The 21,571-nt window shown below is 71.6% G+C and carries 15 protein-coding genes and 2 pseudogenes; 12 read left to right on the forward strand and 5 right to left on the reverse strand.

Translation table 11 applies throughout. From position 1 onward, the window contains the following. The first annotated feature begins 193 nt into the window (after positions 1-193). The 10 genes and pseudogenes from ACNAYW_RS00575 to ACNAYW_RS00620 all read left to right on the forward strand — a co-directional run bounded on the left by ACNAYW_RS00575 (position 194) and on the right by ACNAYW_RS00620 (position 8,903). Entirely contained in the window at positions 194-838 is a 645-nt protein-coding gene (locus ACNAYW_RS00575) for an ABC transporter permease (protein WP_415847824.1), read from the forward strand. Continuing rightward, the gene (locus ACNAYW_RS00580) at positions 835-2,007 is read left to right on the forward strand and encodes an ATP-binding cassette domain-containing protein (RefSeq protein WP_415847825.1); all 1,173 of its coding nucleotides are present in this window, start codon (positions 835-837) and stop codon (positions 2,005-2,007) included. The genes ACNAYW_RS00575 and ACNAYW_RS00580 overlap by 4 nt, the downstream gene beginning before the upstream one ends. Then, complete coding sequence (locus tag ACNAYW_RS00585; RefSeq protein WP_415847826.1) at positions 2,004-2,801, forward strand: ABC transporter permease; 798 nt, start codon at positions 2,004-2,006, stop codon at positions 2,799-2,801. The genes ACNAYW_RS00580 and ACNAYW_RS00585 overlap by 4 nt, the downstream gene beginning before the upstream one ends. Beyond that, on the forward strand, positions 2,798-3,790 hold the full coding sequence (locus ACNAYW_RS00590) for a glycine betaine ABC transporter substrate-binding protein (RefSeq protein WP_415847827.1): 993 nt from the start codon (positions 2,798-2,800) through the stop codon (positions 3,788-3,790). Before ACNAYW_RS00585 ends, ACNAYW_RS00590 begins: the two co-directional genes overlap by 4 nt. A gap of 87 nt (positions 3,791-3,877) precedes the next feature. Then, positions 3,878-4,375: pseudogene (locus ACNAYW_RS00595) on the forward strand (cupin domain-containing protein); the annotation flags it as partial. 75 nt (positions 4,376-4,450) lie between these two features. Then, positions 4,451-4,505: hypothetical protein (locus ACNAYW_RS00600; protein WP_415848200.1), on the forward strand; the 55-nt coding region annotated here is incomplete at its 3' end. A gap of 1 nt (position 4,506) precedes the next feature. Further along, positions 4,507-4,753: pseudogene (locus ACNAYW_RS00605) on the forward strand (rhodanese-like domain-containing protein); the annotation flags it as partial. A gap of 23 nt (positions 4,754-4,776) precedes the next feature. Then, positions 4,777-5,457, forward strand: coding sequence for a TIGR00266 family protein (locus ACNAYW_RS00610; protein WP_211132452.1), 681 nt, complete (start codon positions 4,777-4,779; stop codon positions 5,455-5,457). Positions 5,458-5,599: 142 nt separating this feature from the next. Further along, positions 5,600-7,372, forward strand: a complete 1,773-nt coding sequence (locus ACNAYW_RS00615; protein ID WP_415847828.1) for a BCCT family transporter — start codon at positions 5,600-5,602, stop codon at positions 7,370-7,372. A 10-nt stretch (positions 7,373-7,382) separates the two neighbouring features. Beyond that, the gene (locus tag ACNAYW_RS00620) at positions 7,383-8,903 is read left to right on the forward strand and encodes a carboxylesterase/lipase family protein (RefSeq protein WP_415847829.1); all 1,521 of its coding nucleotides are present in this window, start codon (positions 7,383-7,385) and stop codon (positions 8,901-8,903) included. A 7-nt stretch (positions 8,904-8,910) separates the two neighbouring features. On the opposite strand, the gene ACNAYW_RS00625 is transcribed toward ACNAYW_RS00620, so the two are convergent. The 4 genes from ACNAYW_RS00625 to ACNAYW_RS00640 all read right to left on the reverse strand — a co-directional run bounded on the left by ACNAYW_RS00625 (position 8,911) and on the right by ACNAYW_RS00640 (position 19,561). Then, positions 8,911-9,495, reverse strand: coding sequence for a GNAT family N-acetyltransferase (locus ACNAYW_RS00625; RefSeq protein ID WP_415847830.1), 585 nt, complete (start codon positions 9,493-9,495; stop codon positions 8,911-8,913). A 53-nt stretch (positions 9,496-9,548) separates the two neighbouring features. After that, positions 9,549-12,785 (reverse strand): arabinosyltransferase domain-containing protein, encoded by a 3,237-nt coding sequence (locus ACNAYW_RS00630; protein ID WP_415847831.1) that lies wholly within the window; start codon positions 12,783-12,785, stop codon positions 9,549-9,551. Positions 12,786-12,794: 9 nt separating this feature from the next. Next, the gene (locus tag ACNAYW_RS00635; RefSeq protein ID WP_415847832.1) at positions 12,795-16,199 is read right to left on the reverse strand and encodes an arabinosyltransferase domain-containing protein; all 3,405 of its coding nucleotides are present in this window, start codon (positions 16,197-16,199) and stop codon (positions 12,795-12,797) included. Positions 16,200-16,309: 110 nt separating this feature from the next. After that, positions 16,310-19,561 carry an arabinosyltransferase domain-containing protein gene (locus tag ACNAYW_RS00640; protein ID WP_415847833.1) on the reverse strand — a complete coding sequence of 1,084 codons (3,252 nt, stop codon included), beginning with the start codon at positions 19,559-19,561 and terminating at the stop codon, positions 16,310-16,312. A 101-nt stretch (positions 19,562-19,662) separates the two neighbouring features. On the opposite strand from ACNAYW_RS00640, the gene ACNAYW_RS00645 reads away from it, so the two are divergent. Next, complete coding sequence (locus tag ACNAYW_RS00645; RefSeq protein ID WP_415847834.1) at positions 19,663-20,088, forward strand: ImmA/IrrE family metallo-endopeptidase; 426 nt, start codon at positions 19,663-19,665, stop codon at positions 20,086-20,088. Continuing rightward, complete coding sequence (locus ACNAYW_RS00650) at positions 20,085-21,137, forward strand: hypothetical protein (protein ID WP_415847835.1); 1,053 nt, start codon at positions 20,085-20,087, stop codon at positions 21,135-21,137. The genes ACNAYW_RS00645 and ACNAYW_RS00650 overlap by 4 nt, the downstream gene beginning before the upstream one ends. A gap of 55 nt (positions 21,138-21,192) precedes the next feature. On the opposite strand, the gene ACNAYW_RS00655 is transcribed toward ACNAYW_RS00650, so the two are convergent. Beyond that, positions 21,193-21,504 carry a hypothetical protein gene (locus tag ACNAYW_RS00655; RefSeq protein ID WP_415847836.1) on the reverse strand — a complete coding sequence of 104 codons (312 nt, stop codon included), beginning with the start codon at positions 21,502-21,504 and terminating at the stop codon, positions 21,193-21,195. Between the last annotated feature and the right edge of the window lie 67 nt (positions 21,505-21,571).

The raw sequence follows: 21,571 nt of genomic DNA on the forward strand, positions 1-21,571 counted from the left end.
AAATCGGATCCGGCCAGCGAGTATGCGCGCCCACCGGGGCCTTGCGGCAAGGCCCCGGGTGCGTTATAAGTTGAAGAGGGAAAGAGAAGCGGCGGTGCCGCCTGCCCGCATCCGGGGCCCTCCCCCTCCACGATTTGCGATCACTCTGGCGTGAACCGCGCGCGAAAGCCCTACTGTCTGTAGGTTCTGACGGGTGGACCTCCGAAGATTCCTCGACGGTCGTGGGGGTCAGCTCGGCTTCCTCACCTACCAACACGCCTCGTTGGTGATCCAGTGCGTGGTGATCGGGGTGGTGATCGCGCTGGCGATCGCGGCCCTCGTCTACCGTTCGCGCGCGGGTGCCGCGTTCGCCACCGCCGTCGCCTCCGTCGGTATGACGGTGCCGTCCCTCGCGCTGCTCGCCCTGCTGCTCATCGTCTTCGGACTGGGCGTCACCCCGTCGGTCACGATGCTCGCCTTCTACGCCACGCTCCCGATCCTGACCAGCGCGATCGTGGGGCTGCAGGCCGTGCCGCCGGCGCTGGTCGAAGCGGCCCGCGGGCTCGGCATGCCCCGCTGGCGGGTGCTGGCCACCGTCGAGCTGCCGAACGCCTGGCCCGTGATCCTCACCGGCATCCGGGTGAGCACGCAGCTCGTGGTCGGTGTCGCGACGGTGGTCGCCTACGTGCTCGGCCCCGGCCTGGGCTCTCTGATCTTCTCCGGTCTCGCCCGCCTGGGCGGCGCCGGAGCACTCGAATCCGCGCTGGTGGGCACCGTTCTCGTGGTGGCCGTCGCGCTCGTACTCGACGGACTGCTGGTGCTCCTGGGCCGCTTCACCGTCTTTAAGGGACTGCGATGAGTCGAACCACGGGCGTATCGATCGAGCTGGAGAAGGTGATCAAGCGCTATCGCGGGCAGGAGCAGCCGGCGGTCAAGGAGCTGACCATCGCCATCGATGCGGGCGAGACGGTCGCCATCGTCGGGCCCTCGGGCTGCGGCAAGACCACCACGCTGAAGATGATCAACCGACTGATCGAGCCCAGCGGGGGCCGGATACTCATCGGCGGGACCGACGTCACCAAGGCCGACCCCGACGACCTGCGGCAGGGCATCGGCTACGTGGTCCAGGCGGGTGGGCTCTTCCCGCACTGGACCGTGGAGAAGAACGTGGGCGCCGTGCCCGGCCTCCTGGGCTGGGACAAGGCGCGCACCCGGGCCCGCGTCACCGAGCTGCTCGAGCTCGTGGGGCTGGACCCGGACGTCTTCCGCACCAGGTTCCCCAAGGAGATGTCCGGCGGACAGCAGCAGCGCGTCGGCGTGGCCCGCGCCCTCGCGGCCGACCCGCCGATCCTGCTCATGGACGAGCCCTTCGGCGCCGTGGACCCCATCACCCGCGTGCGGTTGCAGGACCAGCTCCTCACCATCCAGGAGGAGCTGCACAAGACCATCGTGATCGTCACGCACGACGTCGACGAGGCGATCAAGCTCGGCGATCGCGTGCTGATCCTCTCCGAGGGCGGCCAGATCGAGCAGTTCGGCACGCCCGAGGAGATCCTGACCGCGCCCGCCAACGACTTCGTGGAGGAGTTCGTCGGCTCGGGCGCCACCCTCAAGCACCTCTCGCTCAGCTCCGTCGGCGAGATCCCCAGCGCCCCGGTGGTGCTCGCCCGCCCCGGCGACTCGTCGGAGGAGGTCGCCGCGCGGGCCAGGGAGGCGAAGCTCAGCTGGGTGGTGGTCGTCGACGAGAACGACCGGCCGCGCGCCTGGCCCTCGGTGTCCGAGGTGCTCAGCAAGCCCGTCATCTCGACCTACGTCGATCAGCGACTGCCCGTCGCGGAACGCACCGCGACGCTCGCCGACGCGCTCGATGTGATGCTGGCCGCCAGTCAGGGCGGCGTGCTGGTGACGCAGCGCGGCAAGGTGATCGGCGCGCTCACCATCGAACAGGTGGCGCAGCGGATCCGCGAGCGGCAGGCCATCGCCAACCCGGAACAGGCCGCCGACACCTACCGGGCGGCGCCGTCGTGACCGCCGCGGCCAAGGCGCCGAAGGAGGCGCGCATCGGGCCCACGCCGCGGTTCGCCGGCGGCGTGCCCATCGACCTCGTCCTCGAGCCGCTACTCGTGGTCGTCGGCTTCGTCGGATATCTGATCTGGCACGCCGCCCAGGACTTCTCGGAGACCGAGGCCGTGCAGCTGCAGTGGTCGGCTCTGGGCGAATCGGTGTGGCAGCACATCCAGCTCACCGTGGTCTCCGCGGTGCTCGTCGTGCTCATCGCCATCCCGCTGGGGATCCTGGTCACGCGCAAGCGATTCGCGCGCGTCGCGCCGGTGATCGTGGCCCTCGCCAACGTCGGGCAGGCCGCGCCCGTGCTGGGCATGGTCGTGCTGTTCGCCATGTGGTTCGGCACGGGCTTCCGCACCGCCGTCGCGGCGCTCGTGGTCTACGCGGTGCTGCCCATCCTGCAGAACACCGTCACCGGTCTGCGGCAGGTGGACGACCGCGTCATCGAAGCCGCGCGCGGGCAGGGCTTCTCCGCCTTCGCCACGCTCATCCGCGTCGAGCTGCCGCTCTCGGTGCCGGTGATCCTGCACGGCGTGCGCACCGCGCTCGTCATCCTGGTCGGCACCGCCACCCTCGGCACGTTCATCGGCGCCGGCGGACTGGGCGTGCTCATCACCACCGGCGTCACCCTGTACCTGCCGCCGCTGTTGTTCTCCGGCGCGCTGCTGGTGGCGCTGCTCGCCCTCGCCATCGACTGGGTGGCCCGGCTCGCCGAGTACCTCCTGGCGCCGCGCGGCCTGCGCGGGGTGACCGCGTGACGCGGGCGGCGGGCGGAACCGGGCGGGCGCGTGTGCGGCGCGCGCTGCTGCCCGTGGCGGCGGCCCTGGCGCTGGTGCTCGCAGGGTGCGGGCTGGAGAGCTCGTCGGGCCACTTCGTGCACGCCGCGTCCGCGGACGGGCAGACCCCGCTGGCGGGCGCGAAGATCTCGGTCACGTCGAAGTCCTTCTCCGAGGGCATCCTGCTCGGCAAGATCAGCACCACGATCCTGCAGGCGGCGGGCGCGGAGATCACCGACCTCACCAACGCGCCCGGGTCGATGTCGTCCCGGGGTGCGATGACCAGCGGCGCCGCCGACGTCTCCTGGGAGTACACCGGCACCATCTGGGTCAGTTACCTCAAGCAGACCGAGACGATCAGTGACTCCACCGCGCTGTGGACCCGCGTGCGCGATGCGGAGCGGGCGAACGGGATCGAAGTGCTCGAGCCCGCGCCCTTCAACAACACCTACGCCTTCGCGGTGACCCCCGCGCAGAAGGCGCAGCGGAACCTGAACACCCTCAGCGACCTGTTCCGGCTGCCGCCGGCGCAGCGCTCGCTGTGCGTGGACCCCGAGTTCCAGTCCCGGCCCGACGGCCTCGGGCGCTTGCTCGAGAAGTACGAGGTGCCGCTCGGCGGCGCGACCCCGGCGAACACCGTCACCACGATGGACGCGGGCGTCATCTACTCGGCGATCTCGAGCAGCACCTGCCTCGCCGGCGACGTGTACGCCACCGACGGCCGGATCCGGAAGCTCGGCCTGCAACTGCTCGAGGACGACCGGAAGTTCTTCCTGCCCTACGACGGCGTCCCCGAGGTGCGTTCCGACGCGCTCGCGAAGTACCCGGCGATCAAGGACGTCCTCGCGAAGGTCAGCCGCCTGCTGACGAACGAGACCATGCAGGAGCTGAACGGGCAGATCGACATCGAGGGTCGCGACCCCGCCGACGTGGCTGCCGCCTGGCTCAAGAAGGTCGGTCTGGTCCGCTGAGTCTCGGACCGCACCGCGGTTCGGCGCTTTCGGTCGCGGTGAGCGGAAGGGTTCACCGGGCGCTCGCACCGTCCGACACTGAATCGCATGACCGATACCGCTCCGGACCTGCTGGCGCTCACCGCGACCGAGGCTGCCAGGGTGTGTGCCGGCGACTACGACCGGGTGATCCCCACCGACTGGCCGGTGGGGGAGCGGTGGTCGACCCGGTTGTGGGGCGACGACGATGTGGACGTCTGGCTGATCAGCTGGGTGCCCGAGCGCTCGACGGAGCTGCACGACCACGCCGGCTCGCTGGGAGCCCTCACCGTGGTCTCGGGGTCGCTGGCCGAGCGCAGCTGGGACGGGGAGGCCCTGCGGGAGCGCCGGATCGACGCCGGCGGGCAGGCCTCCTTCGACCGCGGCTGGGTGCACGACGTGACCCGGCACTCGGACGCGCACGATGCGGCCACCGGCGAGGCGGCCACCCCCACCCTCTCGGTGCACGCCTACTCGCCGCCGCTGACCGCGATGTCGTACTACGAGGTGACGCCCGGCGGTAGGCTCCGCAGGGTGCGCAGCGAACTGACCGACGAACCCGAGGGCCCCACCGGCGGCCGCGGTATCGACGAGCTCCTGGCGGGCGCGCGGGACCGCATCGACCGCGTCGAGGCCGCGGACCTGCGCGCCGAGCTCGACGGCGGCGCGATCCTCGTCGACACCCGTCCCGCGGCCCNGCGGGCCGCGGAGGGCGAGATCGACGGTGCCCTGGTGATCGAGCGGAACGTGCTCGAGTGGCGGCTCGACCCGTCCTCCGACGCCCGCATCCCCGAGGCCACCGGCTGGGACGTGCGGTGGATCGTGATGTGCCAGGAGGGCTACTCCAGCTCCCTGGCCGCCGCCGCCCTGCGCGACATCGGGCTGCACCGCGCCGCGGACCTCGCGGGCGGCTACAAGGCGCTCGCCGGCACACCCATCCGCTGACCGGATTCGGCTAGATTGGCGGCATGCAGGTACAGCTCCGTCACAACCCGTCGTTCACCATGGCCCGGTGCCAGCTGGCGCCGAACGAGCCGATGACCGTCGAGTCGGGCGCGATGGTCGCCCACTCCGCCGGGATGAACCTGCAGTCGCAGGCGCAGGGCGGCATCATGCAGGGTCTCAAGCGCAGCCTGCTCTCGGGGGAGTCGTTCTTCGTCTCCACCTTCACCGCGCCCCAGCAGGGCGGCTGGGTGGACATCGCCGGCACCCTGCCCGGCGATGTCGCGGTGCTGCAGATCCAGCCCGACCGGCCCTACTACGTGACCCGCGGCGGCTGGCTCGCCAGCTCGCACGGCGTGCAGACCACCACCCAGTTCGGTGGTGCCAAGACCTTCTTCGGCGGCGAGGGCGCGTTCGGCCTGCAGGCCGCCGGCCAGGGCGAGGTGCTCGTCGCCTGCTACGGCGCGATCGACGTCATCGACCTGCGCCCCGGCGAGCAGGTGGTCATCGACACCGGGCACGTGGTGGCCTACGACTTGAACATGCAGTTCTCCATGCGTCGCGCCGTGCAGGGGAAGTGGATCCAGTCGATGAAGTCCGGCGAGGGCATGGTCTTCGAATTCACCGGCCCGGGCCGGGTGCTGCTGCAGACCCGCAATCCGCGCGGCCTGGAGAGCTGGATCCGTTCGGTGGCTCCCTCGGCCTGACCGTCGGGAGCGCGTCGCGCCGGAGGATCGTTTCCGCAGCGCACGAACGCGCAGGTCGTGCAGTGTAGTTCGCGGGGACAGGGCCCGGAGAAGTTCGCCGGAGATTTGACCAGTGCCATAGCCACTGTGATCTAGTGGGATCATGGCTACTGTAACTAATAAGACAGGAGACCATCGCCGGACGACCGACTGGGTCGTTTTCGGTGTGACGGCCGCCGTGGTCCTGGCGTTCGTCCTCTGGGGTTTCCTGGATTCGGACGGGTTGAAGCAAACGACCTCCGATGTCCTCAATTGGATCATCACTGATCTGGGTTGGCTGTTCCTCATTTCAGCCAGCTTCTTCGTCCTCTTCGCCGTCTTCCTGGCGTTCTCCCGTTTCGGTCGCATCCCGCTGGGGCGCGACGGGGAACGCCCCGAATTCAAGACCGTCTCGTGGATCGCGATGATGTTCAGCGCCGGCATGGGCATCGGCCTGATGTTCTACGGTGCCGCCGAGCCGATCTACCACTTCGTGGGCGCGCCCCCCGGCATGAACGCCCATGACGTGGCGGTCGCCATGGCGACCACCATGTTCCACTGGGGATTCCATCCCTGGGCCATCTACGCGGTGGTCGGCCTCGCGATCGCCTACAGCACCTACCGGTGCGGGCGCAGCCAGCTCATCAGCTCGGTGTTCGCGCCGATCTTCAACCGCACGGGCGGGCACGGCGTGGGCGGCCGGGTCATCGACATCCTCGCCATCTTCGCCACGCTCTTCGGCACCACCGCCTCGCTGGGCCTGGGTGCCGCGCAGGTCGGCGCGGGACTGGAGCGGCTCGGCTGGGCCGAGGACGGCTCCAGCAAGCTGCTGCTCGTCGCCATCATCGCGATCCTGACACTGGCCTTCGTGGCGTCCGCGGTCTCGGGTGTGGCCAAGGGCATCCAGTGGCTGTCGAACACCAACATGGTGCTCGCGCTGGTGCTCGCGGTCTTCGTCTTCGTCGTCGGACCCACCGTGTTCATCCTGAACCTGCTGCCCACATCGATGGGCGCGTACGCGGCGGACTTCATGGACATGTCGGCCCGGTCGGCCGCGAACGAGCCGGAGGCGGGCAAGTGGCTCGCCTCGTGGACGATCTTCTACTGGGCGTGGTGGGTCAGCTGGACCCCGTTCGTGGGCCTGTTCCTCGCGAAGATCTCCCGCGGCCGCACCATCCGCGAGTTCGTGATCGGCGTCATGGCCGTGCCCACCCTGGTCTCGCTGGTCTGGTTCGCGATCTTCGGCGGCACCGCGATCAACCAGGAGCAGGCGGGCCTCGGCATCAGCAAGGCCGAGAACGAGGAGGTCCTCCTCTTCGACGTCCTCGGCAACCTGCCGTGGCCCACGATCACCGCCTTCCTGGTGGTGCTGCTCGTCGGCATCTTCTTCGTCTCCGGCGCGGACTCCGCATCCATCGTGATGGGCACGCTGTCCCAGCGCGGCGCGGAGGAGCCGAACCGGCTGATCACCATCTTCTGGGGTGTGCTCACCGGTACGGTTGCGGCGCTGCTGCTCTGGGTGAGCGGCGACGACGCCCTGACCGGCATCAAACAGATGGCGATCATCGCGGCGGCCCCGTTCCTCGTGGTCATGATCGGCATGTGCGTCTCGCTGATGATGGACCTGTGGCACGACCCGCTCATCGTGGCGGAGCGCGCGCACCGCGAGGAGCTCGGCGAGCGCATGCGGTGGCACGCCAACACACTCGCGGTGACCGACGACAGCACCGACGTGCTCCCCTCGGAGGACCTGCCGGTCTATTCCGACGGCGAGGTCCCGGAGGACCTGTACCACCCGCAGCACACCGGTGAACTGGTCACGATCGAGGTCTACGACGCCGATCACTCCGGGCCGATCGAGGTCGATATCGAGACCAGGGTCGACGACTCCCGGTAGACAGGAGGGTATGACCTCCTCCGTCTCCGCCGAGACCCGTTCCGGCCGCGTCCGCGGCACCGTCGAGCAGGGTGTGTCCCGCTTCCTGGGACTGCCTTACGCCGCCCCGCTCGACGGTGCCGGCTGGTTCCTGCCCGCCGCCCCGCCCGCGCCGTGGCAGGGCGAGCGCGACGCCTCGGCCTTCGGTCCGACGGTGCCCAAGCCGGGCTACCAGGGGCCCGTCGCGGAGATCCTCACGGCGGAGCCTGACTTCCCCGGCGCGGAGTGCCTCAACCTCAACGTGTGGGCGCCCGTGGGCGCCGGGGACGTCGCGGCGCCCGAGGGCGCCGGCGGGCTGCCGGTGTTCGTGTGGATCCACGGCGGAGCCTTCCGCAACGGCAGCGGCCGCAGCGGCTACTACGACGGCGCCGCCTTCGCCCGCGACGGCGTCGTGTGCGTCACGATCAACTACCGGCTCGGCGCGCTGGGCTTCCTCGACACGGGCGACGAGCACACCAATCTCGGTCTGCGCGACCAGATCATGGCGCTCGAGTGGGTGCGCGACAACATCGCTGCCTTCGGTGGCGACCCGTCGCGCGTGACCGTCGCCGGGGAGTCCGCGGGCGGGATGAGCGTCGGATCGCTGCTCGGATCGCCGCGCGCGCAGGGCCTCTTCGCGCAGGCCGTGCTGCAGAGCGGTGCGGGGCATCACGCCATCACCCGCGACACCGCCCAGAAGGTCACCCGTGCGCTCGCCGAGCGCCTCGGCGTGGCCCCGACGCGCGAGGGCTTCGCGACGGTCGACCCCGCCGCGCTCGTGGACGCCACCACGGCTCTCGATGCGGAGATCCAGGCGAACCCGGACCCCGCGGCGTGGGGCGAGCTCTCGCGCAACGTGATGATCTTCGAGCCCGTGATCGACGGCGACGTCCTGCCGCAGCTGCCGATCGACGCGATCCGCGCCGGTGCCGGCGCCGACGTCCGAGTCCTCGTGGGCGCCAACGCCGACGAGGCCCGCTTCTTCATCGTCCCCGGCGGCCTGATCGACCTGCTGCCGGAGGCGGCGCTGGCCCCCACCGCCGCGAAGTACGGCCTGCCCGACCCGGCGGCCGCGGTCGCCGCCTACCGCGCGGCCGAGCCCGCCGCATCGCCCGGGGACGTGTTCTGCCGCATCATGGCCGATTGGTTCTTCGGCATCCCCGCGGTGCGGATCGCCGAGGCGCGCGCGGAGGCGCCCGCCGCGACCTTCTTCTACCGCTTCGACGAGCCGTCCACCGCGCTCAGCGGCCGCCTCGGCGCGTGCCACGCCGTCGAGCTGGCCTTCGCCTTCGACAACCTGCACGCCGACGGCGTCACTGACCTGACGGGGCCCGCGCCCTCGCAGGCCGTCGCCGACGAGACGCACGGCGCCTGGGTGCGTTTCACCCGCGGCGAGGACCCCGGCTGGGCGCCCTATCTTCCCGCCCGCACCGTGCGGGTGTTCGGCGGCGAGGGCGGCACCGTCGTCGATCCCGCGCCCGAACTGCGGGCGCTCTGGGACGGGGTGCGCTGAGCGACGGCTAGCGCGCGGGGCGCAGCATCGGGATGAGCTCGGGGCCGCCCGGCAGGCGGATCGGGGCCAGCGGCTCGAACCCGAACCGCTGGTAGAGGGGCACGTTCCGGGGGTTGCTCGACTCGAGGTAAGCCGTGCCCGTGACCCGCTCGAGGCCGTGCCGGAGCAGCTGCGAGCCGAAACCGCGGCCGGGGATCGCCGCCCCGAGGGTGGCGAGGTACCAGTGCGGCTCCGTCGGCCTGCGCTCCTCCAGGGCGGTCACCAGCGCGGCGCCGCGCCCGAACCCGGTGCTGATCCCCGCGGCCAACAGAGGCAGGGACGCGACCTGCCGCAGCGGGTGCGGCTCATGGCCGGGCGGGTCCCAGGACGCCGCGGCGGCGGGCCGGTCACCGTCGAACAGCAGGTGACTCGTCCCGGGCGCACCGTGCGAGGCCAGGTGGATGCCGGCGAAGGTGACCCGGTCCAGGCGCGCAGACGGCTGGATCCACCGGATCACCGGATCGTCGGCGAAGGCGCGGGCGAGCACCCCGAACGACGCCCACAGCGTGCGCGGGGTGACGTCCTCGATGCGGTGCCGGGTGAGCGGTTCCATGCTTCGACGGTACGCCCGCGACGGGCTCGGCGGGGCCGCCGAGCCCGCCGGGGTCAGTAGGGCGCGGAGCGCATCGGGCCCGGCGTGTACCAGCCCGTCCGGGTGGTCGTCCCGAGCTCGAGCTGCGCCGGCTCGGCGGCCGTCCACGGCGTGAACCGGATCAGGGTGCCCCAGTCGATCGCCCACTTGCCCTTGAGATACGTGGGCACGATCTGCTCGTGGTACAGCGCGTCGGTCACCCCCAGCGGACCGCCCGTCTTCCAGCCCTGCCAGGTGGCAGAGGTCGTCGACGTTGCGCCGAAGTCCGGCGTGATGCGGTACTGCGGCCGTTCGAAGACACCATTGACGGCCCGCACCTGGTGCTGGCACGGGAAGGCGAAGGCCACCATGAAGTCCAGCGCGACGGGGGTATCCCGGCCCAGGAACTCCTGCAGGGTCTTCATCTCCGTCATCCGCGGCGGGGTCAGCACCACGGGGTCGGACGAGGGGACCTTGTCGTCGATCACCACGCGGATCGCGTTCGTGCCGCGGGGCAGGTCCGCCGTCGGGAAACGCAGGTTCCGCCAGTTGTTGTTGGTCCACGCGTCGAGCGGGACCATGCGGCCCAGCGGCTGCACCGTGCCGTTCTCGGACCGGCGACCGGCCTCGAGGAACAACGTGCGGCCGTCGCGCGCCACGTCGTTGTTTCCCTTGGCGGCAATGGGGCCCGCGACCGAGAGGGTCACCAGGGGGGTCCGATCGGTGATCGCGCCGAGGGTGTACCAGTCGGTGGTGACGTTCGCCAGCCCGGTGGCGCCCGAGGAGCCCAGCACGGGGGTGGTGGCCGGATCGAGGCCGAACGGCAGTGGCACACCGTCCTTCTTCGGATCCGGATTGCGCTTGCCGCCCACGACCTCCGGCTGAGCGACGTTGGTGACGTCGTTGTTGTGGCCCGGATTGGACTTCGTCGGCGAGAGCCAACCGGGGATTCCGGTGGGGGAGAAGCCTGTCGACCTCCCGGCGAGGGCCTGCGCCGCGCTCGGCACGGAGCCGTCGGGACGCGGGGCCGGCTTCAGCTGTCCGGCGTTCGGGTCGGTCTCCATCATCGCGTAGTCCGCCATCGAGCAGGTATCGCCCTGGAGCGCACGAGTATTCGACGCGGTCCAGGAGAAGCTGCCGCGCTGGACGTACGCGCCCTTGGCCATGGTCGCGACGTCGAACAGCGATAGGATCACGGTGATGATCGCGAGCGTCGGAAGGGTCCGGGATCCGGGCTTCGTCGGTTCGGGAGCGTAGTCCCGGCGGTAGTGCAGCCACAGGCCGTAGAGCGTCGTGAGCACCGCGGCGCCGAAGAACACCCAGGACAGCTCCACGCCGAACAGCTGCGGCGGCATGGTGTTCCAGGGGATTCCGTAGGTGCCCACCCAGTAGTACCCGACTCGGGCCGCGAACGAGATCGCGACGACGAAGAGCGCCGCGGCGGCGAAGAACACCCGATTGCGTTTCGAGCGCATCATGGGCGCCATCGTCAACGTCGCTGCGACGGCGGCGATGCCGGCGGCGTAGCCGGCGAAGAGGCTGAGATGGTGGGTCCACTTGGTGGGCGTCCACGCCAGGAGAACGATGGTGGCGAAGAAGACCGCCATGAGCCGCCACACCGGGCCCGCCGAGATGCCCGCCGGGCGGCGCCGCCGCAGCATGATCATGAGCACCGTGAGAACGCAGAGGAACGAGGTGAGGATGCCGATGCGGCGCACGAAGGAGCCGTCCTCGGTCTCGAGCATGAGGTAGTAGTACCGAACGCTCTCCTCGTACCACTCCAGCGTCGGGCCGGTGACGGTCTTGACCGCGATCGCCTCGCGGAGCGACGCGAAGGTAGGCGTGTAGAAGGCGTAGAACAGGTACGCCATGCCCGAGGCCAGGATCGGGGCGATCATAGGCAGCAGCCCGTCGCGCTCGCGCCGCTTGACGATGCGCGTGATGATCTGGCGCGACGCGGCGAGCAGGGCGGCGACGGCGACGAGGCCGCCGGGTGCCGCGCCCACGCAGAGCGCGGCGCACGGCACGGCGATGGCCAGCGGCAACATCCGGCCCGTGGCGATGGTGCGCTCCACCGAGACCCAGGTGAGCAGCGAGAAGAACACCACCGCGGGCTCGGGGCGCAGGCCGTTGTTGAGCGGCAGCCAGAGCAGCAGGAAGCCGCCCGCCCCGGCCCACAGCGCGGCGGGGTTGTTGCGGACCGCGCGGCCCAGCCGCGGGATCATCTCGCGGGAGATCACGAGCCAGGTCAGCAGACCGAAGACGAGCGCCGGGAGGCGCATCGCCGGTGCCGCTGTGGTGACGTGCGAGATGGCGGTGAAAATGTAGTCGTTCCAGCCGACCGGGTTCTCCGGCACGCCGAAGCTGCGGAAGTAGTTGATCAGGTAGCCGCTGTACTTCGTCTGCGTGGCCATCGTGAGCTGGTAGCCGTCGTCGGACGTGTTCGGCCCGATCAGCCACCAGAGCCCCAGCACGCCGATCACGGTGAAGTCCACGGGGCGCGGGCGCAGCCAGCCCCGCGGCATGAAGCGGATGTGGCCGCGGCCGTCGCGCAGGTCCAGGAAGCCGAGCGCCACCAGCGAGAGGAGCATCGAGGCGATGCCCACGACGATCGCGATCAGCTTGATCGTCGACGGCGACGTGACGAACCGGGTGTCCACCTGCGTCGAGACGTCGATGCCGGCGACCGGCGTCGACGCGGGGAGATCGGTGTAGAAGCCGGCGATCTGCGGGCGCAGGTTGGGATCGTTGACCTTGACCGACAGCTGGTTCGCCCCCGGGTCGGACGCGGTGACGCCGGTGAACTCGGCCGTCGTCGACTCCGGGGTGGAGACGAAGCGGATGGCGCAGCCCGCGCCCGCCCGCGCCACATCGGCGCGGCTCGCGGTCGCCAGCGCCACGTCGCGGTCGGCGATGATGACGTTCTTCGCGTCGGCGCGGATCACCAGGCCCTGCAGGCCCGGCCGCGGCCCGTCCTCGGGCAGCGTGCGCAGCAGGGTGCCGCCGGCCGCGGGCAGCTCGTCGACCACCGAGCACGGCAGCGAGACGTCCAGCCGCACCGGGGTGTACGAGACGAGCGGCGCCTCCACGTTCGAGATCCGGCCGTTCTGCGGCCAGTGCAGCGCGGTGGTGGTCTCCTTGACGGGCAGGAAGGGCGTGAGGATCGCCAGGACGAAGCCCAGCAGGCCCGCCACGGCGGCGACGATCCGCCACTTCCCGTAGCGCTGCTCCGGCGGCACCGTCGCGGGTGCGGTCGAGTTCTCGCTGCTCATCATCGATTCCTACTTCTGCACGGTCTGGTTGGTCAGCGCGCGGATCGGGCCCTGTCGCCACCACCCCGACCGCGTCTGGGCACCGACCGTCAGGTCCGCCGCGGGGGCGTCGTCGGCGAGGGGTGTGTACTGCTGCAGCTCGCCCCAGTCGCGGGTGAGGTCCCCGGTCATGTACGTGGGCAGCGTCGTGGTCCGCAGCAGCGTGTCCGGCACCGTCAGTGGGCCGCCGGCCTCGCGGGCCTGCCAGGTCCCGGAGGTCGACAGCGCGTCCTTGCGGGTGGGCAGGATGCGCCACTTCGGGACCTCGTAGGTGCCGTTGCGGATGGCCAGCGGACGCTGGCACGGGAACTGCTGGCCCACGAGCAGGTCGAGCAGCACGGGGTCCGTCTCTCCCACCACGTCCTGCAGGGACCGCAGGCGCGGGACGCGGGGCGGCGTCACGCCGACCCACTGCTGATCGCCCAGGTTCGGGTCGCGGACGTGGATGCGGACGACGTTCGCCGCCGGCGGGATCGCCTCCATCGGCACCCGCAGGTTGCGCCACGGCTTGTTCGGACCCGGGTCGATCGGGTCGATGACGCCGCGGGCGCCGATCGAGCCGTCGGCGCGGCGCTCGGCCCACTCCAGCGTCACGGGCTGGCCGTACTCCTTCTTGCCGGTCGGGCCGACGGAGGAGATCGCGCCGGAGGCCGCGAACGCGACCAGCGGGCGGTCGGCGGACCGCTCCGGAAGGCCGTACCAGTCGCTGAACAGCTCCGCGGGCACGGTGTTCTGGCCGTACGAGCCGACCACCGGCGTGCGCGCCGGATCCAGCCCGAAGGGCAGGGCCGCGGTGCTGCCGTTGATCGTGCGCGGCCCGGTGCCGCCGCCGGTGCCGGCCGTCGCCGCGGTCGAGGTGAACGGCGAGGTGATCGGCGAGGCCATGTTGATCTGGCCGGGCGCCGAGCTGATCGCCAGGGGCTTGAGCTCGCCCGCGATGCCGTCGGGCGTGAAGCCGTGGGTGCCGGGCCCCGTCAGTGCCTGTGCGGCCGGGCGGCCCTCGGCCGAGGTCAGCATGTCGGCGTTCGGGTCGGTCTCCACGAGCACCGAGCGCGCCATGCCGCAGCTGTGGCCGCGCAGCGCATCCAGATTGCCCTTGGCGACCGTGTAGGAGGCGGGGTTGGAGACGTAGGCCTTGGCGAAGATCGCGCCCTCGCCGAGCACCAGCATGCCCAGGACCGCGACGAGCGGCAGCGAGGCGAGCTGCAGCCGGCGTCGGCTGCGCAGCGCCTGGTCCCGGGCCGCCCGCGTGTGGGTGGCCAGCTCGGTGTCCTCCAGCGCCGTGTCGTCGACAGTGCCGTCCTCGACCAGGCCGCCCTCCCCGCGCCCGCGGAAGTCGATCCGGAAGTGCTGCCACGCGGCCAGCGCGCCCGCCAGCCCGGCCAGGATCAGGAAGGCCTTGCTGAACGTGATGCCCGCGACCTCGGGCTGCCGGTCGAACCACGGCACGCCCCACAGGTAGGGCCACGACCACAGGTTGAAGCCCGCGAACGCCGCGGCGAGCGCGAAGAGCATCCCGCACAGGAAGAAGGTGAAGTTCCGGACGGAGGTGCGTGCGGCCTCCACCACCGCCACCGTCGTCACCGCGGCCAGGGCGGCGGCGAGGCCGGCGTACACCCCGAAGTGCACGGTCCACTTGGTGGGCGTGAGCGCCAGGAGGGCCGCCGCGATGAAGACGGCGCCCACCAGGCGCCACACCGGCCCGGGCGCGATGCGGGGGATGCGCCGGCTGCGGAGCATGACGAACAGCGCCACGAACAGGCACAGCATGAACAGGTAGACCGGCACCCGGCGGACCAGCGTGCCATCGGTCGTCTCGTTGGTGAGGAAGAAGAAGCGCAGGTACTCCTGCGTCCACGGCGCGGCCGGGCCCACCTCGAGCCGGATCCGGATGGCCTCCGCCACCGACGCCAGCGACTGGTCGCGGAAGGCGATCGGCACGATCACCGCGGCCGCCGCCAGCACGGGCAGCACGAGCGCGGCCAGCCCCGCCTCGCGCCGTCGCGCGACGAGCACGCGCAGCACCGCGGCCGACGAGGCCAGCAGCAGCGCCGCGGCGATGACGCCCTGCGGCGCAAGGCCCAGCGTCAGGCCCGCGGCCATCGCCGCGACCGCCGCGGGCAGCGCGCGGTGCGTCGCCACGGCGCGCTCGACGGCGGCCCACGTGACGATGGTGCCGAGCACGATGATCGGCTCCGAGCGCAGCCCCGAGGCGAGCGGGAACCAGAACGCCAGCAGCATCGCGCCCGCGGCCCACACCGCGAGGGGGTACCGGCGGACGCCGGGCCCGAGGCGGGGCAGCAGCACGCGGCTGAGCAGCAGCCAGACCCCCGCGCCCGCGGCCAGCATGGGCAGCCGCATCCAGATCGCGTTCGCGCTGATCGCGCCCCAGTGCGAGAGGAAGGTGTAGTACCAGTCGAAGGGCGCCTCGGGGGCGCCGAAGAAGCGGAAGTAGTTCGCCGTGTAGCCGGCCTCGGGCGCGACCTTGCCCATCGACAGGATGTAGCCGTCGTCGGAGCTGCCGGCGCCGAGCACGGTCCACAGGGCCAGTCCGCCGAGCACGGCCACGTCGACGGGGCGGGGACGCAGGAGCTGCCCGAGGCCGCGGTGCGGCGCGCGGCGGTGATGGCCGAAGTTCCGGTCCAGCAGCCACAGGGCGACGAGCGAGGCGAGCACACTGAGCAGGCCGATGCCGATCGCGAGGGCCTTGAGCGGCGACGGGGAGAGCTCGAAGCGGGTGTCGAGGTCGGCGTGCAGGCGCAGGCCCGGGCCGGCGGCCGCCACGTCGGCGGCCGTGAGCGAGGTGAACACGCCGCCCATCACGGGCCGGTTCTCCGTGGGGATCGAGCCCGCCACGTCGATGCCCTCGAACCGCGCGCCCACCTCGGCGGCGTTGGACCACAGCCGCAGCTGCGTGCAGCCGCGGAGCCGGTCCAGCGGCGCCGCGGCGATGACGGTGTTGCGGGAGGAGACGGTGACCGCCTGGCCGGGGCCCGGCGCCCCGACCGTGACGTTCAGGCCGAGTTCCCGGGCCGCGCCCGAGCCCACGGGCAGCGTCGAGAGGACCGTGCCGCCCGAGCTCGCGGCGCGGGTGATCGCCGAGCACGGCACCGTCGCCGTGAGGTCGGCGGGCGACTGCGTGACGAGGGAGGCCGTGACCTCCGCGCTCTCGGCCCCCGGCCGCAGCTGCGGCCAGTCGAGCGCGGCGGTGGCCTGCTGGACGGGCAGCAGGGGGGTCAGCAGGCAGAGCAGGAGGCCGACGGCGCCGGCGACCACCGCGGCGAGGCGGGCGACCCCGGCGGTGCGCGACGGAGCTGCAGCGGCTCGCCGCTGCGGGCCGGGATCCGACTCGGAGCGGGACGTAGGCACGGACACGGATGCTCATGGTATGCGAGAGAGCTGCGAGAACCGATTCGCCGTCCGGGGAAGGCCGGATCGCTTAAGCGATTCTCAGTCCGTGCGATGCCGCAGGTCAGGAAACCCGGTCAGGAATCGGTCCGGTCCTTGCGGATCGGCGCCTCGACGTGCGTGCCCCAGACGGTGCGCGTGCCGAGTGTGAGATCGGCCGCACGCGCCGGGGAGTACGGCACGAGCCGCATCACCTCGCCGAAGTCCTGCCCCAGATCGCCCTGGAGGTAGCCGGGGATCTTCTCCTGCTGGAGCAGCATCTGCGTCCAGCCCAGCGGGCCCCCGCCGAGGGTGCCCTCCCACTCCGTGGTCACCGGTGACAGGTTCTGGTCCGGCGTGATCCGCCACTGCGGGACCTCGGCGACGCCCTTGCTATGGCTGAACGGGCGCTGGCACGGGAAGGCCAGGCCCGAGGTCCAGTCGAGCAGCGCGGGCTCGGTGGAGCCGATCAGCTCCTGCGCCGTGACCAGCTTCGACACCCGCGGCGGGGTCACCGCCAGCCAGTGGTCGATCGCCAGGTCGTCGTCGATCGCGACCACCCGGACGGCCGTGGCGTCGGCGGGCAGGTCGGTGCGCGGCAGGCGCAGGTTCCGCCACGCCGGCTTGGGCCCGATGTCGATGAAGGACTTCTTGCCGGCGACCTTCGGCTCGGCGCCGGCGGCCGGGGCGTCCGTCGAGTACTCCAGGTACAGCTCGTCGTCGGTGAACTTGCCGGCGGCCGAGAGCGTGATGAGCGAACGGTCCGCCGCCCGCTCCGGCAGGGGGTACCACTTCGAGACCACCTGCGCCTTGATCTGCGCCTCCTGGGAGTACGAGCCGAGAACCGGGGTGCGGGTCGGGTCCAGGCCGTAGGGCAGGCGCATGTGCGAGCCGTTGATCCCGGCCGTCGACGTGCGGCCCGACGTCGTGTCCTGCGGCAGCCGCGCCATCGCGTCCAGCGAGGTGCTCGAATCGTCCGTGTTCGAGCTGGTGGTGGCGTTGATGATGGTCGGCACCCCGTCGGGCGAGACCCCGGTGGTCCCCGGGCCCGCGAGCCCGTCGCGGACGTTCCCGTCGAGCGGCAGCAGCAGGCCCGACGTGGGGTCCGGCTCGGTGAGCACGTAGTCCGCGAGGTTGCAGCCGTGGCCGCCGAGCGCGCGCAGGTTCGCCTTGCCGTTGGAGAAGGAGGAGAACTGGGTGATCCCGGTGGTCGCGAGCATCGAACCGATGCACAGCACCACGACGGTCCACGCGGCCCACGTGATCGACGACTGCCGGCCGAAGAAGTCGACGATTCGCTTCGCCCGGGGGGAGACGGGGGCGGGATCGGGCTCGTGGAAGTGCAGCCACCCCGCCACCAGCAGCGCGACGCCGGCCCCGGCGAAGAAGACCGTGCCCAGCGCCAGCACCGTCGACTCGCCCCAGGGCACGCCGTAGTTGCTCGCGTACCACCAGCCGTTGGGGCCGCTGAAGGACAGCCCGAGCACGAGCAGGACCACCGCGGCGCTCAGCGCGCGATTGCGGGCGCCGCGCAGCGCGGCGGGGGCCAGGGCGATCGCCGCGAGTGCGGCCAGGGCGCCGGCGAGGCCCGCGAAGGCGCCGAACTGGTGCGTCCACTTGGTGGGGGTGAACATGAGCAGCAGCAGACCGCCGAGGGTGACCACGACGAGGCGTCGGCCGGGGCCGAGGCTCGCGCCGGGGATCCGGCCCTTGCGCAGCAGCACGGCGCCCGTGAGCAGCAGGCAGGCGATCGTGATGATGACCGCGAACCGTCGGGCGACGCCGCCGTCGGCGGTGAACGTGAAGAGGGCGGAGTACCGGTCGATCTCGTTGTACCACTTCTTGGTGTCCACGACCGTGCCCACGTCGGACTGCATGAGCGTCTTCTGGACGAACGCCGACGCGGTGAGCTTGGAGAAGATGATCGGTACCAGCAGTACTCCGGCGGCCAGCACCGGAGCGACGTACGCCGTGACGGTGAGCCGGAAGCCCGCCGGACCGGTGCGGGCGCGCGCGAGGATCCGCCGGCCCACCGGGCGCACCCCGGCGAGGAGCGCGGCCACCGTCATGATGCCCGTCGGGCCGGCGGCCACCGTCCACCCCGCGAAGACCGCGGCGGCCGCGAAGGGCAGGACGCGGCCCGTCGCGATGGCGCGCTCCACCGAACACCAGGTGAGCAGCGCGCCCAGCGCGATCACGGGCTCGGGGCGCAGGCCGTTGTTGAAGGCGAACCAGTAGACCAGGAAGACCCCGGCCGCGGCCCAGAGCGCGAACCGCGACCGCGCGGCGCGGCCCAGGCGCGGGACCACCTCCCGGCTGATGATGAGCCAGGTGGCGATGCCGCAGATCAGGGCCGGCAGCCGCACCCACGGGCTGGCCGTGGAGAGGTGGGAGAGCCACGCGAAGGCCTGGTAGTACCAGCCGAACGGGGTCTCGGGCGCACCGTACCAGCGGTAGTAGTTCGCGGTGTAGCCCGCGGCCTCCGCGGTGCGGGCCATCGTGAGGATATAGCCGTCGTCGGAGGTGTTCGCCCCGATCACGTGCCAGGTCGCCAGCAGGGCGATGACGGTGCTGTCGAGCTTGGTCGGGCGCCACCAGCCCGCGGGCATGATCCGACGGTGCCGCCGGCCGTCGGCCGCGGCGTCGAGCCGGTGCAGCGCGGCGAGGCTCGCGAGGATCATGACGATCGCCAGGACGATGACCACCCACCGGGCGGCCGCCGGCACGGTCGAGTAGCGCGTGTCGATATCCGCACGGAACTGAATCCTCGTGCTGTCCGTGACTGTGCCATGCAGGTCTGTGAAGACCCCGACGATCTGCGGTCGATAGTCGAAGCCGTTGTCCTTGCCGCCGGCGATCGGCCGGCCGTCGGGTCCGGCGACTCCCGTGACCTCGGCCCGCACCGTCTTGCTGTCGCCCGAGAAGGTGATCGCGCCGCATCCGGGGCGGTTCAGGGCCGCGACGTCGACGCTGAGCAGCGGCGTGTTGCGGACGACCACCTCCAGCACGCGGCGCTGGTCGGGGAGGGTGGTGACGCCGATGGTCACGCCCCGTCGGACGGTGTCGGGCGAGTCCACGGGGCCCGTGGCGACCAGCGTCCCCGAGCCACCGGGGAGTGCGCCGACGGCGGAACAGGGGATGGTGACGTCGATCCGATCGGGCACGTAGGACAGCAGTGGCGCCGTGACGGCCTCGAGCGAGCCGCGCTGCGGCCAGTCCAGTGCCGCGGTCGACTGCTGGACCGGCATGAAGGGCGTGAGCAGCGCGAACAGTACCCCGAGCACGCCGGTCAGAGCGGCGGTCCGGGCCGTGGTGCGGAGGGTGCGGGCAGCGTCGGACGGTTCGGGCACCCCGCGAGTCTAGACGCCGCGACCTGGTGGAATCCGGGCGAACCGGTTCTATGGGCGGAGTGGTGTACAACGAACCGGCGAACCGACGTATCGTTTCGTGCATGAGGGGATCCGACCGGCCGACACGCGCAGTGCGCGCCGTCGTGCGTGCCGTGACCCCGAAGGACGGATCGGGTCCGGAGACCATCGCCGAAGTGGTCGCCGCGTACGCCGATCATCTGGGCCGCCGGATCGATGTGCAGCGCATGAACCTGCCCGTCGGCGTGTTCGGTATGTGGCTGCGCTCCGACGAGCGGGACCTCCTCGTGGTCTCCAACGGGGTCGCCACCTTCGAGCAGACGGTCGCGCACGAGCTGGGGCATCTGGTCCTCGGTCACGAACAGGGGTGCTCCTCCGACCCCGACAGCGGCCGGGCCGCGCGCTGCGAGGAGGAGGCGGAGTCCTTCGCCACGCTCCTGGTGCGCCGCGTCAAGGCCGGCCACACGATCACCCGCGTCGACTCGGTGGTCGACGAACTGCTCGGATGATCGCGTCGCTCGTCGCACCGATCCTCTGGCTCGGTGCCCTGGAGAGATTCAGCCGGTGGCAGACCAATCGGAACGCCCCGGCCGGCGGCGCCCTGCTCACCGCCGTCGCGCTGGCGGTGATGGTCACGATCGACACCCCGGTGTCCATCGAGGCGCTCGGACGGCTGGGCCTCACGGAGTACGAGGTCGTGACCGTCGAGCGGGTGCTGCTCCTGGTGGCCTGCTTCGGCGCCCTCGTCTTCGCCTTCGCGCTCGGCGGGCGGCTCACGCCGGCTCGGCTCATGGCGTGGGCGCTGCCGCTCGCCGCGGTCGGCGTGGTGATCGTGGCCGGGTCGGTCCTCGGTCGTTTCGGCGACCCGACGGGCCTGGGCTTCGGCGGCGACTTCGGGCTCGCGGTCGAGACGGCCCTGGTCTACACGTGCCTCGGCACCACCGCGCTCGTCGTGGCGGTGTCCACGTGGCGGGTCTCCAAACGCAGCCGGGTGCACCGCGCGCATCTGCGCCTCCTGTCGCTCGGCGGCGTCCTGCTCGCGATCGTCGCGGTCGCGAACGTCATCGCGGGCGGCGTCCTGATGCAGCAGCTGCAGGTGGGGGTGTGGGTGCTGCGGCTCAACCGGTTGATGCTGGACGCCGCGTTCGCCAGCTGGACGCTGGTGCTGATGGCCTCGTGGCTCACGTCGATCTTGATCTCCGCGCGCGAGTGGCTCCACTTCCGTCCCGCGTACGAGCAGGTCAGGGAGCTGTTCCCCGATCTCGAGGCCGTGGTGCGGCAGGGCGGCGGCTGGGTCGAGACGGCGGAGGCGCGCGCCGTCGTGGTGCTCGACGGCTGGGCGCTGCTCGCCAGCCCCGGCGATGGAAGGCTCGCCGACGCGTCGCCGATGGATCGCGCGGAGGCGGTGGCGCGCTGGCTCGACCGCGACGCGCCCTACGGATCCGTGCACGCCGGCGACCTGGAGCCCCCGTCGGGTTGGCGGACCTCGCGCTGGACGGCCGCAGTCACGAAAAGGGCCCAGCACACCCCGTCGCCCCTGTTGGAGCGGGTGCGCTGAGCCCCGGTGGGCCGCTGCCGGCCCGGCGGGCCGGAGGCCCGGAGAGGTGCACGACCTAGGCCGTGCCCTCCTTGCCGTCCTCCGCCTCGAGCTCGGCGAGCAGACCCGCGAGGGCCGCGCGTCGATCCGCCGAGAGCTTCGTGGAGCGGCGTGCCATCTCGAGCATGCCCGACTCGCGCAGCTCGCGGGTCAGTTCGAGGTCGCCCAGGACCTCACGCTCGTAGAGCGGGTCCGAGAAGTACTCGGCGCGGACGCCGAACGTCTGGGCGATGGATGCCACCATGTCGTACGCGGGGCGCGAGCTCCGGCCCGACCGCAGCTGCGACAGATAGGGAACGGACAGCTTGCCGCCGCTCTCTTCGACCATCCTGCAGAACTCCGACGAGGTGTAGGGCCCCCGGTCTGCGGGATGCACGACCTCGAAAAGTCGGTTC

The organism is Tsukamurella ocularis (assembly GCF_965138335.1).
GTDB lineage: Bacteria > Actinomycetota > Actinomycetes > Mycobacteriales > Mycobacteriaceae > Tsukamurella > Tsukamurella ocularis_A.